This window comes from Streptomyces sp. KLMMK, assembly GCF_036961605.1.
Lineage (GTDB): Bacteria > Actinomycetota > Actinomycetes > Streptomycetales > Streptomycetaceae > Streptomyces > Streptomyces telluris.
Map to the genome: position 1 here is coordinate 19629 of NZ_JBAMDC010000040.1, position 14990 is coordinate 34618.

Below are 14990 nucleotides of genomic sequence, written 5' to 3' on the forward strand. Positions count from 1 at the left end.
GCCGGTGAACCTGCCGACCCTGCGGGCCCACCAGCGCGACAAGGGCATCGCGACACTGAGCTGGCTGCGCCGCCGGATCAGCTGAGCATCGCGTAGTCGCGCAGTCCGGCCAGCCCGAGCCCGATCAGGTACTCCGCCTCCGGACCGTGGTTGCCGCGCAGGTGCCACTCGGCCAGAGCGCCGAGCAGTTCCATCGCCGCTGCCGCGCGGGTGAACGCGCGCAGCGCGGCTCGCTCGGCGGCCGTGAGCGGAACCGGTGCGGCCGCCGAGTACAGCTCGGCGATCGTCTCCGACCGCGCCGGCAGCGGATCCGGGCAGCCGTGGGTGAGGTTCGCGGCGATCACGGCGAGCTCCTGCACCCGCGGGAAGCGGTTGGCCACCCCGAAGTCCAGCACGGTCACCGTGCCGTCCTCGCCGAGCAGCACGTTACCCTTGGTCAGGTCGGCGTGGATCAGCGCCACCGGCAGCGCCTCATGGTCGACGGCGGCGGTCTCCTCGATGGCCTGACCGACCAGACGGTACTGCTCGGTGTCGAGGACGTCGCGCAGCTGCCCGGCCAGCGGCACGAGGTTGGTGATGGCCCACGGGTCGAACACGAACTCTGGGGTGCGCGTCGATGGTGTGGATCCGCACGGCCTGCGCCACGATCTCGGCCACCTCGCCGGGATCGGGTCCGAGACCCTCGATCTCCTCCAGCCGCAGCGGCCAGTAGCCCGCAAGGGCACACCACAACCAAGATCAACAAGCTGCTGCTTGACAAACAAAGATCATGGGGTGTCTGCGGAACCCAGGTCGAGTACCTTCTCGGTTTCTTTTGCGTGGCGCGCTGATAATCGTGCCGTCCGGGGATTCGACGGGCTTTATGCGTGGCCGAAGCCGTTCCCGGGACCACAGGTGGGGTCGCGGTTGCTGTGGTCGCCGAGTACATGTCAGCGGGGCCACAGGTAGGCGGGGGTGTCGGCGGGCATGGGGTCGGTGCCGGCGAAGTATTGGACGAATTGGGCCACGATGCAGAAGACCAGTATCAGCACGTTGGTGAAGCCGATCCCGGCCAGCAGCCGTAACCAACCACTCCACCGTGTGCTGACGGTCTCGGAGCCACGGAAGATGTGCACGGTGGTGCCGTGTCTGATCGCGTACAGCCGCATCATCACGATGGGGGTACCGAAGAGCAGAGCGACCATCAAGCCCATCTGAAGGGGGACCTGGTACCAGTGGCCGCCGAACAGCGACAGCGCCTGCAGACTGCTGGGGTAGGAGAGCAGGCCGGTCTGCAGCCAGAGTCCTTCGGCCACGGTGTCGACAACCACACCGACCACCATCGTGGCCGCCAGCAGGCGCGCCATACCCCAGTGTGGGCGCTTGGCCGCGATCCGATCAGTGATCAGCCACTGCAACAATGGCCAGGCGACCATCAGGCCATAGACGAACCCTGAGGCAGCGAACAGGGATTCGATGGCGAGTTCGGGGTGCGGGGGGTTCCAGCCGGGGATGTACGGTCCCCAGGAGGTGACGTTCGGGGCCTGGCGATTGGCGATGTATGTCAAGTACCGGTAATTGAGGATCGGGTCCAGCCAGACGCAGAAGTAGAAGCCCACGAACAGCGCCGCGGGGAGGGTGACGGTGCGGGCACGACGGCAGTCACGCACCAATAGGACGCCGAACACGATTACGCCGAGGACCAGGAAACCTTGAAAACCCCAGATGATCACCAGGCGACCCGGTGAGATCTCGTAATCGCCCGGTGCTCCATCGCGTATCCCGCCGTCTGCGGCCCACTGGCCATAGACCACGGCCTGAAGAAGCAGCGCCACTGCTCCCAGTCCAGCCCAGACCATGACGGGAGAGCGCCGCGTCGGGAGCCGTGTGGTCGTGGAGGTTACTGCCGACCTTGTCATTTGTGGACTCCGGGTTATCTCTTAATGAGGAGAGACGGCAGGGTGCGGGCAAGCGTGGCGGGTGCCAGCAGCGACGCTGGTGGCCGCAGCAGGTGCAGCACGTCGAGTAACGACCGCTGAATGTGGCTGTCGCGGGTTCCGGTGGCGAGGACGTGGTCGATGTAGCAGGCCAGGAGGCGGTGGAGGCGGGGCGGGGGGCCGCCCTCGACGTCCGGCCACCGCAGGTCTGCTGTGGTGACTGCCAGCCAGGCCCAGTTGATCGGCTGGGCCAGGCCGTGATGGAAGCGGCGGGCGAGGTTCGGGTGTCCCGGTTCGCGGGTGAGCAGGCGGTCCAGGTGTGACGCGGCGATCGCGGCGAGGCTTATCCCGTGGGCGTAGATCGGGTTGGGGCTGCACAGCGCGTCGCCGACGCACAGGAGGTTGGCGGGGTGGTCGCGGGCGCGTTCGGGGTAGCGGCGCCGACTGCTGGTGCTGTTGCCCGCGGTGATCGAGGTGAGGGGTTCGGCGCCGGCGAGCGAGTCGGCGATGTCGGGGCAGCGCAGGTCGCGGGTGAACGCCGCGAACGTGTCCTCGCAGAGCCGGGGCAGTGCCGGGCCGACACCGATGAGGCTCACGATCGTCTGCTGGTCTTCTACGCGAGTCACGACCGCGCCGGTCGGGTGGTGTGGTGCGAGTTGCAGGTAGTAGGCCATCCAGCCGGGGTCGTGAGGCAGGCGGTAGGTGCGGCTGGCGTACCCGACGTGCGCGTTCAGGGTGCGGCCGGGGACCGGTGCGCAACCGAGGTCGGTGAGCCAGTGGTCGATTCTGGTGCCGCGGCCGGTCGCGTCGACCACGAGGTCGGCGTCCAGTGGTTGCTCCGCTCCGCCGTCGCTGACGCGGATAGCCGACACGCGGTGTGGGTCGCCGATGAGGCCGGTGCAGGTGTGTCCTGGCAGGAGGGTGACGGCCGGGAGTTCGGTCACCAGCGCGCGGATTGCCCATTCGATCAACGGGCGGCTGGCGCCGACACCGATGAAGTCTGAGGAGATCCGACGGCCGGGTCCGAACGGCGTGTTGATCACCACGTCGGCCGCGCTGTCGCCGATGGACGCGCCGCGACTGGCGACGGTGTCCAGGAATCCTGGCAGCAGTTGCTCGATCGCGCGGATTCCGGCGGCGAGCATACCGTGGGCGTGCGTGGCCTGGGGCGTGCCGCGCCGATGCGCGGGGAGGGCCGGGAGGGTGTCACGGTCAATGATGATCACCGAGTCGGTGGTGCGGGCCGCCGCCGCCGCGGCCAGCAGCCCGGCGATGCTCGCGCCGAGCACGACCACCTGCCCCGGCGTCCGGCTCATCGGGCAGGCCAGTGCTCGGAGGGCCCCGCTGGTGTGACGCTGGGCAGTTCGCCGATGGCGACGATGAGCACGACGTACACCGCGATCGTGGTGCCGATCACGCCTGCGACGGCGAAGAAGGGGACGGCGGGGCGTATCCAGCGGGGGCCCCCTGTCTGGGGGGGGATCAACGAAGCGTGGTTCGACCGCCCGCAGCCAGTAGTAGAAGCCCACGGCGCCGAGGTTCAGCAGGGTGAAGCAGATCGTTTCGTGCAGGGGAAACTGGTGGCTGGTTCCAGGAAACAGCGTGAATCCTTCTATTCCGCGATACCAGCGGAAGGCAGGCGTGAACGCGAACACCGGATCTTCCAGCACGGCGAGCAGTGTGGTCATTCCCACCAAAGTGAGGGCGACGGCGCGTTTTGTCATGCCGGGGTGCTGTGTACGGTATCTGACCAGCAGGTGTCCGGCGAACAGCAAGAACATGACGCCGCCTATCCACGCCAGTAGCCAGGTGATCAGGTTCAGGGGGACGTGCTGCGGTTCTTCGCCTGCCCATCCGGGAATATACGGTCCCCAACTGGAAATAGTGACAGGACCGCCGTGGGGGTTGTGTTCATTGACGGGGCCCCCGTACGCGTTAGCCTGTTCTATCCACAGCACGGATAGCAGGCACAGGATCATGTACAGCTCTGGTGTCATCCGGCGCAGTGTTCGGGCGCGGTGGACAATCACTGCGGTACCGACGACGAACAAACCTCCGAAGACAATAATGATGATGATGGAGGCTGTCGCCGGGCCGGGCAGCGCGTGGTGGGGTGGCGTGAACTCGTAGCCGTCGTCCGCGACCCACCGGGACAGCACGACGACTCCCAGCAGAATCCAGGCGGCGCCTATCGTGGCCCACGCCCAGCGTGGAACTCCCCCCCACCGGCGTAGTTTCAGCAGCCGCTGACCCGCTGCCGGGGTCGCTTCAGTTGTCCCCGTGTCGCTCATCGGGTGCTCCGCGCGGTGTCGGCCGGGCGACGGTGACTGGTCTGGTGGTGGCTGGTCGGGGATGCGGTCGTGTCCTGATCCGGAGCATCAGGCTGGTCGTGGTGGCTGGTGTGGCCGAGCCGTTCCAGCAGCCAGCCGGCGAGCGCCGCGGGGGTGGGTTTGACCCAGATGACGCCGGGGTCGATGGTGATGCGCAGGGCGCGTTCGAGGCGGACGCGCAGGCTCACGGCGCCCAGGGAGTCGAGGCCGAGCATGACCATGGTGGAGGCCGGGCCGATGTGCGCGGTGGTGCCGCCCAGGAGCTCGCGCACAAGGTCGATGATGTAACCCTCCAGAACTGACTGCCGCTCGCGGTCGGTGGCCGCAGCGCGTCCAAGAGCTGTGGGTCCCTGTCCTGGTTCATCGGCCGGGAGGCGGGCGCGGAGGGACGGGAGGTGCTTGTCGCCGACTGGCCTGCATATCGTCCGGCGCCGTAGCGCGTGCTGCTTGCCAAGGGAGTGCTGTTTCATCGGTCTGCCTTCTGCTGCTGCAAGGTATCGGTGGCTGGAGCGAGTCCCATCTGTTCCAGGAGTACCTCGGCCACACTGGCAGAGGTGGGTTTGGTCCAGATCACTCCGGGCTTGAGGTCGGTCTTGAACGTGCGGGCGATGCGTTGCTGCAGCCGGAGGGCCCCTAGTGAGTCCAGGCCGAGCGTGACCAGGCTGGTGTGCGGGCCGATGTGACGGGTGGTGCCGCCGAGCAGGTCCCGGACTTGTTCGATGAGGAAGGCTTCGACCCGTTGCCGGCGCGTAAGGTCATCGGTGGCGGTCAGCACCTCCTGGCGCGCTGTTTCGTCGGCGTTGTCTTCGGCGGGCTGCCCGGACAGCAGTGCGGAGAGCAGGGTCGCGTCCTGCAGGTGCGGGTAGTCGGCGATCCACTGCTGAAGGGCGATCGGGGAGTAGGCGACCTGTCCGAGCCCGCTGTGCAGGATGCGGTGCAGGGCGTCGGTTCCGTCGGCCGGGGTAATGGTGGCAAAACCCCGCTGGGCCATGTGTTGGCCGCGGCCGACCTCGCTCCACGGGCCCCACCAGATGCCGGTGGCCGGCAGGCCCTGGGATGCGCGCCACGCGATGAGGTCATCGACGAATGCGTTCGCGGCGGCGTAGGCGGCTTGCCCGGGCGAGCCCAGGAGCGCGGCAACCGAGGAGTAGCACACGAAGAAGTCCAAGTCGTGGCCGTGGGTGGCCTGGTGCAGCGCCCAGGCCCCTTCGGCCTTGCCGCGCCAGACCCGCTCCAGCAGCGTGGAGTCGAGGTTGCCGATGGTGGCGTCCTCGACGACCGCGGCAGCGTGTACGACGCCCCGCAGGTCCCGGCCGCCGTCGGTGGCAGCGTCCACGAGCTGTGAAGTGGTCGTCGGGTCGGCGAGGTCGCCGCGGACCACGATCACCTCGGCGCCGTGGGCGCGGGCCTGCTCCAAGGCCGCCTGTGCCTGGGCGGAGGGGGCGGTACGGCCGTTGACCACGATCCGCCCGGCGCCCTGCGCGGCGAGCCAGGCGGCGGCGAGTGGCCCGAGCCCGCCCAGGCCGCCGGTGACGAGGTAGGCAGCGCGCGGCCGTACCGGGTTGCCGGGGGTGGCCGGTAGGGGTGTGGTGGTGTCGGCGCCGGGCTGGACACGGGCGATGTGCCGGCACCCGTGGCGCCAGGCGATTTCGGTGACCGGCAGGCTGCGATCGGTGAGGTCGTCGAGGAGCTGCTCCAAGACCGCCTCGGGGGGTGTGTCGGGAGCCAGCTCGATGCTGCCGACAGTGAGCTGGGGGTATTCGTAAGCGGCCACCCGGAACAGGCCGTGCAGCCCGGCTCCGGTCAGCACTGCCGGGTCCTGTCAGCGCCAGAGCACCCACAGCCGCGGCGGGGTGGGCAGTTCGGCGAGCTGGGTGATGACGGTGGTGGTGTAGGCGATGTCCGCGCGCGCCGCGAGGGCCGGGTTCCACGCGCTGTCCGTACCGGTGCGGCCGGTCAGGGTGAGCACGACCCCGGCGGGTGGTGGGGACAGCATGGACAGGCCCGGCCGCCCGGTCGAGGTCAGCAACGTGCATCCGCCCCCACGCTGTTTCAGTGCTGCGGCAAGGTCGGCGGGCCACCCCGTGTCCTGCTCGGCGAGCACCACCCAGTCGCCCGCCGCCGCTGCGGTCGCGGTGGTGCGGGTGCCTTCACGAGGAGCCAGTTCCCAGACCAGATGCGCCAGGCGGGAGGCGAACCGGTCCACGGGCGGGGTGATGTTGGACAACCGCAAGCCGAGGACTTCGGCCACGACGGTGCCGTCGGCGGTGGCCAGCTGCCCGGAGGCGGTGCAGCGCAGGTCATCAGCCTGGTGCAGGCGCACGCTGGCGATCCGGGCATGCGCCGTGGGGCCGTAGAGGCGGACCTCGTCGAAGCCGGCGACCACGACCGGGCCCGGGGCTGTCGCGTAGTGGCGGTACCAGACTGCCGCCACGGTCTGCACCAGTTCGTCCGCGAGGCTGGGGTGCAGCCGCATCGTCCAGCACGAGACCCGGGCGGTCTCGGTGATGCGCAGCCAGGCCAGCGCATGGTCGGCATCCGTGTGGACCTGAATGCGTTCCACCCCGGCAAACGCCGGGCCGTGGTAGACGTCGTGCAGGTCACGGAAGAGCCGGTACAGCTCATCGGGCAGGAAATCACCCCACTCGCCAGCGGCGTGAAGCTGAGCCATGTCTACAGGAGTCGGTGTGCTGAGATCAGGGAGAGGGCCCACCGTGGCGTGGGCGTGCACCAGCGTGCTGCCTACTTCCTCAGCTCGGTGACTGGTGTGGGAGATGATCTCCACGCGTGCGGTGTCGCCATCCTGTACCAGCCGGGTGGTGACCGTCGGCTCAGGTTCCAACAACAAAGGGCTGGCCATGGTGATCTCGGTTGCGGCGACCCGGTCCGTACCGAAGACCGTGCTCGCGGCGGCGAGCATCATCTCGACCATGCCCGTGCCGGGCAGCACCGGCACACCGGCCACCTGGTGGTCGCCCAGCCAGGGCAGCCGCTGAGGGCTGATCGGGGTCTGCCACCCGTGGTGCCCGGGCCGGTCGGGGTCGGCCACATGGCCGCCGAGTAGCGGATGCTGACCGGCGCCGACCAGATGCGGGGCCACCAGGGTGTACGGGGTCTGGTCGCCGCCGTGGCGGGTGCGGTGCCAGGCGGTGCCCGGTGCCTCGACTAATGTGCCGTCCCCGTAGCGGGCGGTGAAGTCGATCCCGTCAAAGCCCGAGCAGTGGAGCTGGGCCAGGTGCGTCAGGAACGCCTCCTGGTCGTCCAGGCCCTGGCGCAGGGTACCCACCGCAACCACATCGTCGGCACCGGCTGCATGCGCGGCGTCCAGGATGGGCCGCACGGCCAGGGGGTGGGCGGTGCACTCGATGAACAGCCGGTGCCCGGCCTGCAGCGCGGCCTGGACGGCGGTGTGAAAGCGCACGGTGTGGCGCTGGTTGCGGACCCAGTACTCGGCGCCCAGCAGCCCCGGCTGGCGAGGATCCTCGCTGACGGTGGAGTAGAACTTCCCGCCCGGGTCAGCTGGGGGCAATTCGGCCAGCGCGGCGCGCAGCCGGTCCAGGATGGGGTCGACCTGCGGGGAGTGGGAGGCCACGTCAACATCGATCATCCGGGCCGCGGTGTCGTCCGCGTTCCAGCCCTCGACCAGGGCCGCCACTTGTCCGGCGTCCCCGGAAATCACCGTGGCCTGCGGGGAGGTGAGCACGGCCAGCGACACCCCGTCCATGCCGGCCTCCGTGATCGCCGCGTGGACCTCGTCGGCGCCCAGCAGCACCGAGGCCATCGCCCCGCCGGAGATGCCAGCCAGCAATGCCGAGCGGCGGCAGATGACCTTCACCCCGGTCTCAAGGCTGAGGACACCGGCGACGACGGCTGCCGCCACTTCCCCGAGCGACTGCCCGATCACCGCGGACGGCTCAATGCCCCACGCCCGCCACAGGGCTGCCAGCGCCACCTGGACGCCGAACAGGGTGGGCTGGATCCGGTCGATCCCGGTCAGATGTTCAGGCTCGGCGATCATCTGCCGCAGCGAGAACCCCGCCTCGGCGCGGATCAGCGGCTCCAGCTCATCGATCACCGCGGCGAACGCCGGCTCGTCCGCCAGCAGCCCCCGGCACATGCCGGGCCGTTGCGAGCCCTGACCGGTGAAGACGAACACCGCGCCGGCATGCCCCGGGGGCAGCACCGGTACCCCGCTGACTGTGCCCTCCTGCGGATCTTCGGCGGCGAACGCCCGCAGGCACGCGGCCAGTTCCCCGCTATTGCGGGCCACCACCCCCAGCCGGTGATCCGCCGACGAATGGCGCAGGGCGAGCGTATGCGCCACATCGTGCAGATCGGTGGCTGCCGCGTCGTTCTCCACCCAGTTCGCGAAGCGGGAGGCGGCCGCCGCCAGCGACTGCGGAGAATGCCCCGACAGCACGAACAGCCGGGCCTCTTCCCGTCCCTGCCGACTGGCCCGGCCCCGACGCCGGCGCGCGGCAGGAGCAGCCTCCAGCACTACATGCGCATTGGTGCCGGTGACTCCGTAGGAACACACCGCGGCCAGACGCGCCTGCTCCCCCGGGACCGGCCAGGCGGTCACCTCGGTGGGGACGAACAGCCGCGAGGCCTCCTCACGGTCGATCGCCGGATTCCACCGTGTGAAGTGGAGGTTGGGCGGAATGCTGCCACGGCGCAGGCACTCGACCACCTTGATGACCCCTGCGATGCCGGAGACCGGCTCGCTGTGCCCAATGTTCGTCTTGACCGACCCCAACGCACAGCGCCCCCGCCCCCTGCCGTAGACGGCGTCGATGGAGGTGTACTCGATCGGGTCGCCCACCGCGGTACCCGGCCCGTGCGCCTCCACCAGGCCCACATCCCCAGGGTCGATCCCGGCCCGCTCCACCGCCCGGCGAAAGACTTGCTGCTGCATCTGTGTCGACGGCGCGGTCAACCGGCTGGCCTGGCCGTCGTTGTTCACCGCCGAGCCGCGGATCACCGCCAGTACCCGGTCCCCGTCCCGGCACGCATCCGCCAACCGTTTGAGGACCAGCACGCCCGCGCCTTCGCCGCGCACGTAGCCGTCCGCCCGGGCGTCGAACGCGTGGCAGGCCCCCCGCTTTGACAGCAGCAGTGGCGCCTCGTAGTAGTGCGTCTCAGGTGAGAGCATCAACAGCACCGCACCGGCCAGCGCCGTATCACACTCGCCCAGCGTCAGCGCCCCACATGCCGCATCCAGCGCCACCAGACCCGAGGAGCAGTGTGTGCTGACCACCATCACCGGCCCGCGCAGATCCATCGCAAACGCCACCCGCCCGGCCGCGCTCGCCGTGAAGTTCCCGAACAGATACGGGCTGTTCGGAGCGTCCTGCACCGGACGCGCCTCACGGAACAAGTTGTCCGGGGCGTAGGTTCCCATATACACACCCGTATCCGTTCCGCGCAGACGGCCCACCGGGATCCCCGCATGCTCCACCGCCTCCCACGCCACCTCCGCCAGCAGACGGAACTGCGGATCCACCCACCGCTGCTCGCCCGGAGCCACCGACAACGCCTGCGGATCCCACGCCCACACATCCCCCTCCACAAAGCAGCCGTGCCCCGCCCGCTCGGCCAGCTCCGGATCATGCAAAGCCGCCAGGCGCGCCGCATCCCACCGGCCGGCCGGCACTGGCCCGACCGTCTGCCGCCCCTCAGCAGCCAGCTGCCACAACCCGCCCGGACTCTCCACACCACCGGGGAACCGGCAGCCGATCCCAATCACCGCGATCAGTTCCGTAGCAGACGCCGACATCTCCCCGCACCGCCTACTCTGCGATCTTCGTGCTGTAGCTGAACCGGAACACCGGCACCAGGCGGCCCTCCACCAGCTCCATCTCACCGGTGTCCTCGAAATGCTGATGCTGCCCGTAGAAGGCCACCACCAGACGCGTGGGATCCACGCACTGACCATTCACCATCCGGTACAGCCTCGGCAGGCCCTCCAGCACCACCCACTGCCCCGAACCATCCACCGTCTCCATGTGCATGACCGGACACCTCCGCTGCCGCCTGGAACCGGCGGTTCGCCGACCGGCTCAACATGAACCCCGCCCGGTCACCACCGGGCCGTGACCCGCCGACCACTCCCCTTTACGGAAGCGGCCCATCACCTTCACCTTGACTGCACTGCGATCAGCCCATCCCGACAACCCCGGCCGCAGCGGGCGCGCGAGGCACGCCGAAGCACTGCACATGACAACAGCACATCCCCATGCGCCCCCCTGCGCCCGGCGCATTCGTGCCTGCTCGTAGCCGAGACTCAGGATCTGCCCGGTGAACGAGGAACTGCCGCCCCTGCCCGCTCCGCAAGGGTCGGCACCCCGGCATCGGGCGCCCTGGTCGGTGTGTATGACCGCTCCGGCGAGGCTGCCGCGGGTGCGTTCGGCGGCGGACAGGGCGTCGGTGACGAGGTCAGTGCGCATGTGGTCCGCGATCGCCCATCCGGCCAGGCGGCGTGAGGCGAGGTCGATGACGGTGGCCAGGTAGAGGAACTTCCCGCCCTCCAGCGGGAGATAGGTGATGTCGCCGACGTACTTCGTGTTCGGCTCACGCGCTGTGAAGTCTCGGCCGATGAGGTCCGGGGCCTTCGCTGCGGCCTGGTCCGCGACCGTGGTGCGGTGCCTGCGGCGCAAGCGCACGCCCGCCAGACCGGCGGCCCGCATCAGCCGCGCGATCCGCTTGTGGTTGACACGCTCGCCCGCCTCGCGGAGCTCGGCCGTGATCCTGGGGACGCCGTAGGTGCCGTCCGACTCACGGTGCACGGCCCGTATCCGGGCGACGAGGCGGGCGTCGGCCGCTTGCCGGGTGGCCCGGTCCGCGGCCGTCCGACGCCAGTAGTAGAAGCTGGAGCGGGCGATGCCGAGGATGGTGCACAGCCGCTTCACGCCGTAGCGGCGCTGGTGGTCGGCGACGAACTGGAAGCGGTTCACCAGCGCGTCTCCCCGGCGAAATACTTCGCAGCTTTCCGCAGGATCTCGCGCTCTTCCTCCAGCTCGCGGACCTTCTTCCGCAGAGCGGCGTTCTCCGCCTCCAACGGTGTCGGCGGCTCGGCAGGCACTCTGCCCGGCGCCCCCGGGGCCGGCTCGCTCCGGCCGCGCGGACCCAATTCCGCAGGGTCTCGGGGTTGACCCCCAGATCGGCGGCGACCTGCCTGATCGTCGCCCCGGGCCGCGACCGGTACAGCGCGACCGCGTCCGCCTTGAACGGCGGCGGATAGTTCTTCATGACCACGAGATGTCCGTTCTCAGATCCTCAGGATCCAGTGTCTCGTGTGTCCAGGATCAAGGGTCAAGGCCCCTTCGACTACACCCACCAGTGCTACCGCGCCGCCTTCGGCCGCGTGAACGAGCGGTTCTGGATCGGCGCGGAGGAGACCGAGCGCCGCCGCCGGGCACTGGATGAGGTCTACGCGTCGATCGGTGTCAGCGAGCGCGGAAGGAAGGTCTCCATCCCCGCCATCTCCGCGCTCGCGGCGGCGTAACCGTCTCCTCGGGGGGCTCCGGCTGGTAGGCTGGGTCGATCCTGTCCGGTTCCAGGCCGATCTTGTGGGGGTAGACGCAGGCCGGAGTCCCCTCGGCCGTGTACCGGAACCCGTCGTCCGGGTTGAACGGGCACTCCCGGTTCGGCCGGTCGTAGATCACGAACTGCTCGCGTGGCAGCCGCTTCGAGGGGCAGATGCCGCACACCGGACGCTCCGGGTCATCGGTGCCGGGGTCGATGTAGGGCGCGGGGGCATCGTCCATGCCACCGCACCCTAGCCGGGCACCGGTGCCCTTCGCCGACCTGCGCGAGCAGGCCCGGCGGGAGCCGGGCCTGATTGTCAGACCCCCGGTCCACCATGGGCGTCATGACGGACCAGGACACTTCCCGAGCCTCCCGCCAGCTTCCGGCCTGGGCCCGCACCGTCAGGCCGGGCTGGGCGGCTCTGCTCGACCAGCTCCACCGCGACCTGCTCGTGCTCGATGCGGGCTACCGCATCGAGACCTTCGCCGTGAAGTTCGGCGGTCTGCGCATCACCGTCACCGACCGCTTCGACGAACACGGCGACTTCGACGGCGAGTTCGCCGATCGGGCCACCGCCTTGACCGATGCCGCCGAGACCGCCTCCGAGCGCACCTGCGAAACCTGCGGCGGTGCGGGCCGCATACGCCTGCGCGGCGACGGTCAGCGCACCTGGATGCAGGCCAGCTGCAATACCTGCCGCACCACGCGGCCCCACCATGTGCCGACGGCGGCCCCCAGCGCCCGGTAGGTCACCACCTGTCCGTCCCCCACACGAGCGGTATCTTCCAGGCGTCCTCACCCTGGCACCCCGCCCCACACCCGCCCGATGCGTCAACACGGGTTTCCCCGAGGGCAGTTGAGCAGCAGGCCACCCTGGAGGAGTTCGATTTCTCGTCCTCGCCGAAGCTTCCCGCCGTCCAGATCCGTGACCTCGCGGCCCTGCGATGGCTGCACGCCGGCGAGTCGGTCATCCTCTTCGGGCCCGTCGGCGTCGGCAAGACCCACGTCGCCCAGGCCCTCGGCCACCTCGCCATCAGACAGGGCGCCCACGCGCGGTTCGCCAAGACCAGCCGCATCCTCGCCGACCTCGCCGGCGGCCACGCCGACCGCACCTGGGACAGACGCCTGCGAGAACTCGTACGTCCCGACGTGCTCATCCTCGACGACTTCGCGATGCGACAGCTGACCGCCACCCAGGCCGACGACCTCTATGAACTGGTCAGCGAACGGCAAGGGAGGTCCCTGATCATCACCAGCAACAGGGCGCCGAGCGACTGGTATCCCCTCTTCCCCAACCCCGTCGTCGCCGAGTCCCTCCTCGACCGGCTCATCAACACCAGCCACCAGGTCATCATGAACGGCCCCAGTTACCGGCCGAACAAACGGCCCAGAAACGGCAACAACAAGACAACCGGAGGCCCGATCAGCTAGACAAGGACACAGCCAGGACCTGGGGAATTACGTGAAGTCAGCCCCGGGGAGAATCGTGATCGTCCACACTGGCGGCAGGCGACAAACACCACCGGGTGACGGGGGTCCGCATTCTGCTTCGAGTCCCAGGCCGCCGGACCCGCACCGAGGAACTCGTCGCCGCCGACCTAAATGATGTCCCGTAAGCCCTGGTGAGACGTGTGATGATCTTGGTGTGGGTGCTGTGGTGACGGTGTCTGAGCCTGGGTGGATAGGTCTGTTCTCCGGGCTGAGTGTGGGGCAGTTCCGCAAGCTTGTAGGTGTGGTGCGGCGTCGTGGCGGTGGTGCGCCAACTGGTGGGCGGCCGTGGTCGCTGCCGCTGGAGGACAGGGTACTGCTGGTGGCTGCGTACTGGCGCACGAACCTGACGACGTGGCAGCCCGGTCCGTTGTTCGGGATATCGAAGTCGGCTGCGGACAGGGTCATCGATGACATCGCGCCGCTTCTCGCGCTTGCGCCGGTACGGCGCCGACACCCTGCCGGAACGGTGCTGATCATGGACGGCACCCTGGTCCCCACCCGCGACCGCAGGATCACCGCGTCAAGCAAGAATTACCGGTATTCCACCAACCACCAGGTCGTCATCGATGCCAACAAGCCGGCTGGTCGTGGCGGCGGGGCGGCCACTGCCCGGTAACCGTCACGATGCTCGCGCCTACCGGGAATCCGCAGTGGACCGGGCGGTGAAGAACGCGCCGGTCCTCGGTGACGGCGGATACCGCGGCACCGCCGCTCTGATCCCGCACTGGCCCCGTCCCAACCGGCCTGAGCCGGAAGCGGAGAACACCGTTCACCGCGGGGCCAGAGCACGCGTTGAGCACGCCTTCTCCTGGATGAAACCCTTCAAGATTCTCCGCGACTGCCGCCTGCGCGGCAACGGTGTCCACTAGGCCATCCTCGGCATCGCCCGACCCCACAACCTCGCCCCCGCGGGATAGCCCGCGAGAGCACAAGAAGCACCACGACCACGACCATCGCACTGGTCCCACCCACCCAACCCACCAGCAGACGCCAGAAAAGCCCTTAAAGCAGCGGTATTATCTCTAGTCATTGTAAGGGCTACGATACGGGAGGAATCGACCACACAACGCGACCAATCCAGCCGTGCCAGAGACCGCACACAACCACCAGGCCCGTCCACTTCACTGCCTTAACCGCTGTAGGCACCCGTCCGCCATCGCCCGCTGCTCAACCGAAACGATCACCAGATGAGAAATTCTTGGAAAAGTCAAGTCCTGTACACGTCCCGTGCTCCGTGTGGGAGCAAATAGCTCCGTGCATGCGGGTAAGCGCCTCAATACGCAGGATGTGCATTTGGGTGTCATGCATAGCCTGCGCGAAGCACTGCACAGTCCCGCGCGGAGGTGGAGTGGGTAGCGTCGAGTAAATGTCGTCGGTTAGTGCGGCCAGCCGGGAGAGCGAATACCTCAGACAGTCCACAGCGGCCCTGTGCTCGCCGGTGACGGCGACGGACAGGTAGTACAGCCGTTCAGCGCTCTCCTGCCCGAGCTGCTCGTAGGGCTTCCGGTTGGCCTCGGTCATGGGACACCACGCTCCGTCGTACTGATCCGCTCTTCGACCGGCAGTCAGTTCAGGTAGGAGGGATCTGAGCACTCCAGCAGGGTCCAGCATCGCACCAATCTTCAGATCCGGCATGCGGGAAGGATCAAGCCCCCAGTTCAGCCATTACCGATAGTAGTGGCCTGTCAATCGAACAGACTACTAATAACTTTGAAGGCGGGCTGTC

General features: G+C 68.7%; 10 protein-coding genes and 3 pseudogenes. 4 read left to right on the forward strand and 9 right to left on the reverse strand.

All coding sequences use genetic code 11. The annotated features are described in order from the left end of the window. Window positions 1–77 precede the first annotated feature (77 nt). The 8 genes and pseudogenes from V7793_RS10460 to V7793_RS10495 form a co-directional block, all read right to left on the reverse strand. Complete coding sequence (locus V7793_RS10460) at window positions 78–596, reverse strand: phosphotransferase (protein ID WP_336004706.1); 519 nt, start codon at window positions 594–596, stop codon at window positions 78–80. A gap of 333 nt (window positions 597–929) precedes the next feature. Further along, window positions 930–1814 carry a spirocyclase AveC family protein gene (locus V7793_RS10465; protein ID WP_336004708.1) on the reverse strand — a complete coding sequence of 295 codons (885 nt, stop codon included), beginning with the start codon at window positions 1812–1814 and terminating at the stop codon, window positions 930–932. A 98-nt stretch (window positions 1815–1912) separates the two neighbouring features. Beyond that, entirely contained in the window at window positions 1913–4075 is a 2163-nt protein-coding gene (locus V7793_RS10470; protein WP_336004710.1) for a spirocyclase AveC family protein, read from the reverse strand. A 128-nt stretch (window positions 4076–4203) separates the two neighbouring features. Continuing rightward, on the reverse strand, window positions 4204–4716 hold the full coding sequence (locus V7793_RS10475) for an acyl carrier protein (RefSeq protein ID WP_336004712.1): 513 nt from the start codon (window positions 4714–4716) through the stop codon (window positions 4204–4206). Next, the gene (locus V7793_RS10480; RefSeq protein ID WP_336004715.1) at window positions 4713–6056 is read right to left on the reverse strand and encodes a beta-ketoacyl reductase; all 1344 of its coding nucleotides are present in this window, start codon (window positions 6054–6056) and stop codon (window positions 4713–4715) included. The genes V7793_RS10475 and V7793_RS10480 overlap by 4 nt, the downstream gene beginning before the upstream one ends. A 12-nt stretch (window positions 6057–6068) precedes the next feature. Beyond that, window positions 6069–10022: a type I polyketide synthase gene (locus V7793_RS10485; protein WP_336004717.1), complete on the reverse strand. Its 3954-nt coding sequence runs from the start codon at window positions 10020–10022 to the stop codon at window positions 6069–6071. A gap of 13 nt (window positions 10023–10035) precedes the next feature. Further along, the gene (locus V7793_RS10490) at window positions 10036–10257 is read right to left on the reverse strand and encodes a DUF5988 family protein (RefSeq protein WP_336004718.1); all 222 of its coding nucleotides are present in this window, start codon (window positions 10255–10257) and stop codon (window positions 10036–10038) included. Window positions 10258–10581: 324 nt separating this feature from the next. Continuing rightward, window positions 10582–11500: pseudogene (locus V7793_RS10495) on the reverse strand (IS3 family transposase); the annotation flags it as partial. A gap of 40 nt (window positions 11501–11540) precedes the next feature. Here V7793_RS10495 and V7793_RS10500 point away from each other — a divergent pair. From V7793_RS10500 to V7793_RS10515, 4 genes and pseudogenes are all read left to right on the forward strand, one after another. Further along, complete coding sequence (locus V7793_RS10500; RefSeq protein WP_336004720.1) at window positions 11541–11750, forward strand: hypothetical protein; 210 nt, start codon at window positions 11541–11543, stop codon at window positions 11748–11750. A gap of 366 nt (window positions 11751–12116) precedes the next feature. Next, window positions 12117–12521 carry a hypothetical protein gene (locus V7793_RS10505; protein ID WP_336004728.1) on the forward strand — a complete coding sequence of 135 codons (405 nt, stop codon included), beginning with the start codon at window positions 12117–12119 and terminating at the stop codon, window positions 12519–12521. A 110-nt stretch (window positions 12522–12631) separates the two neighbouring features. Beyond that, a pseudogene (locus V7793_RS10510) lies at window positions 12632–13204 on the forward strand (ATP-binding protein); the annotation flags it as partial. A 214-nt stretch (window positions 13205–13418) separates the two neighbouring features. Next, window positions 13419–14133: pseudogene (locus V7793_RS10515) on the forward strand (transposase). Between the two features lie 298 nt (window positions 14134–14431). Here the strand turns inward: V7793_RS10515 and V7793_RS10520 are convergent. Further along, entirely contained in the window at window positions 14432–14899 is a 468-nt protein-coding gene (locus V7793_RS10520; protein WP_336004722.1) for a hypothetical protein, read from the reverse strand. Window positions 14900–14990: the final 91 nt, after the last annotated feature.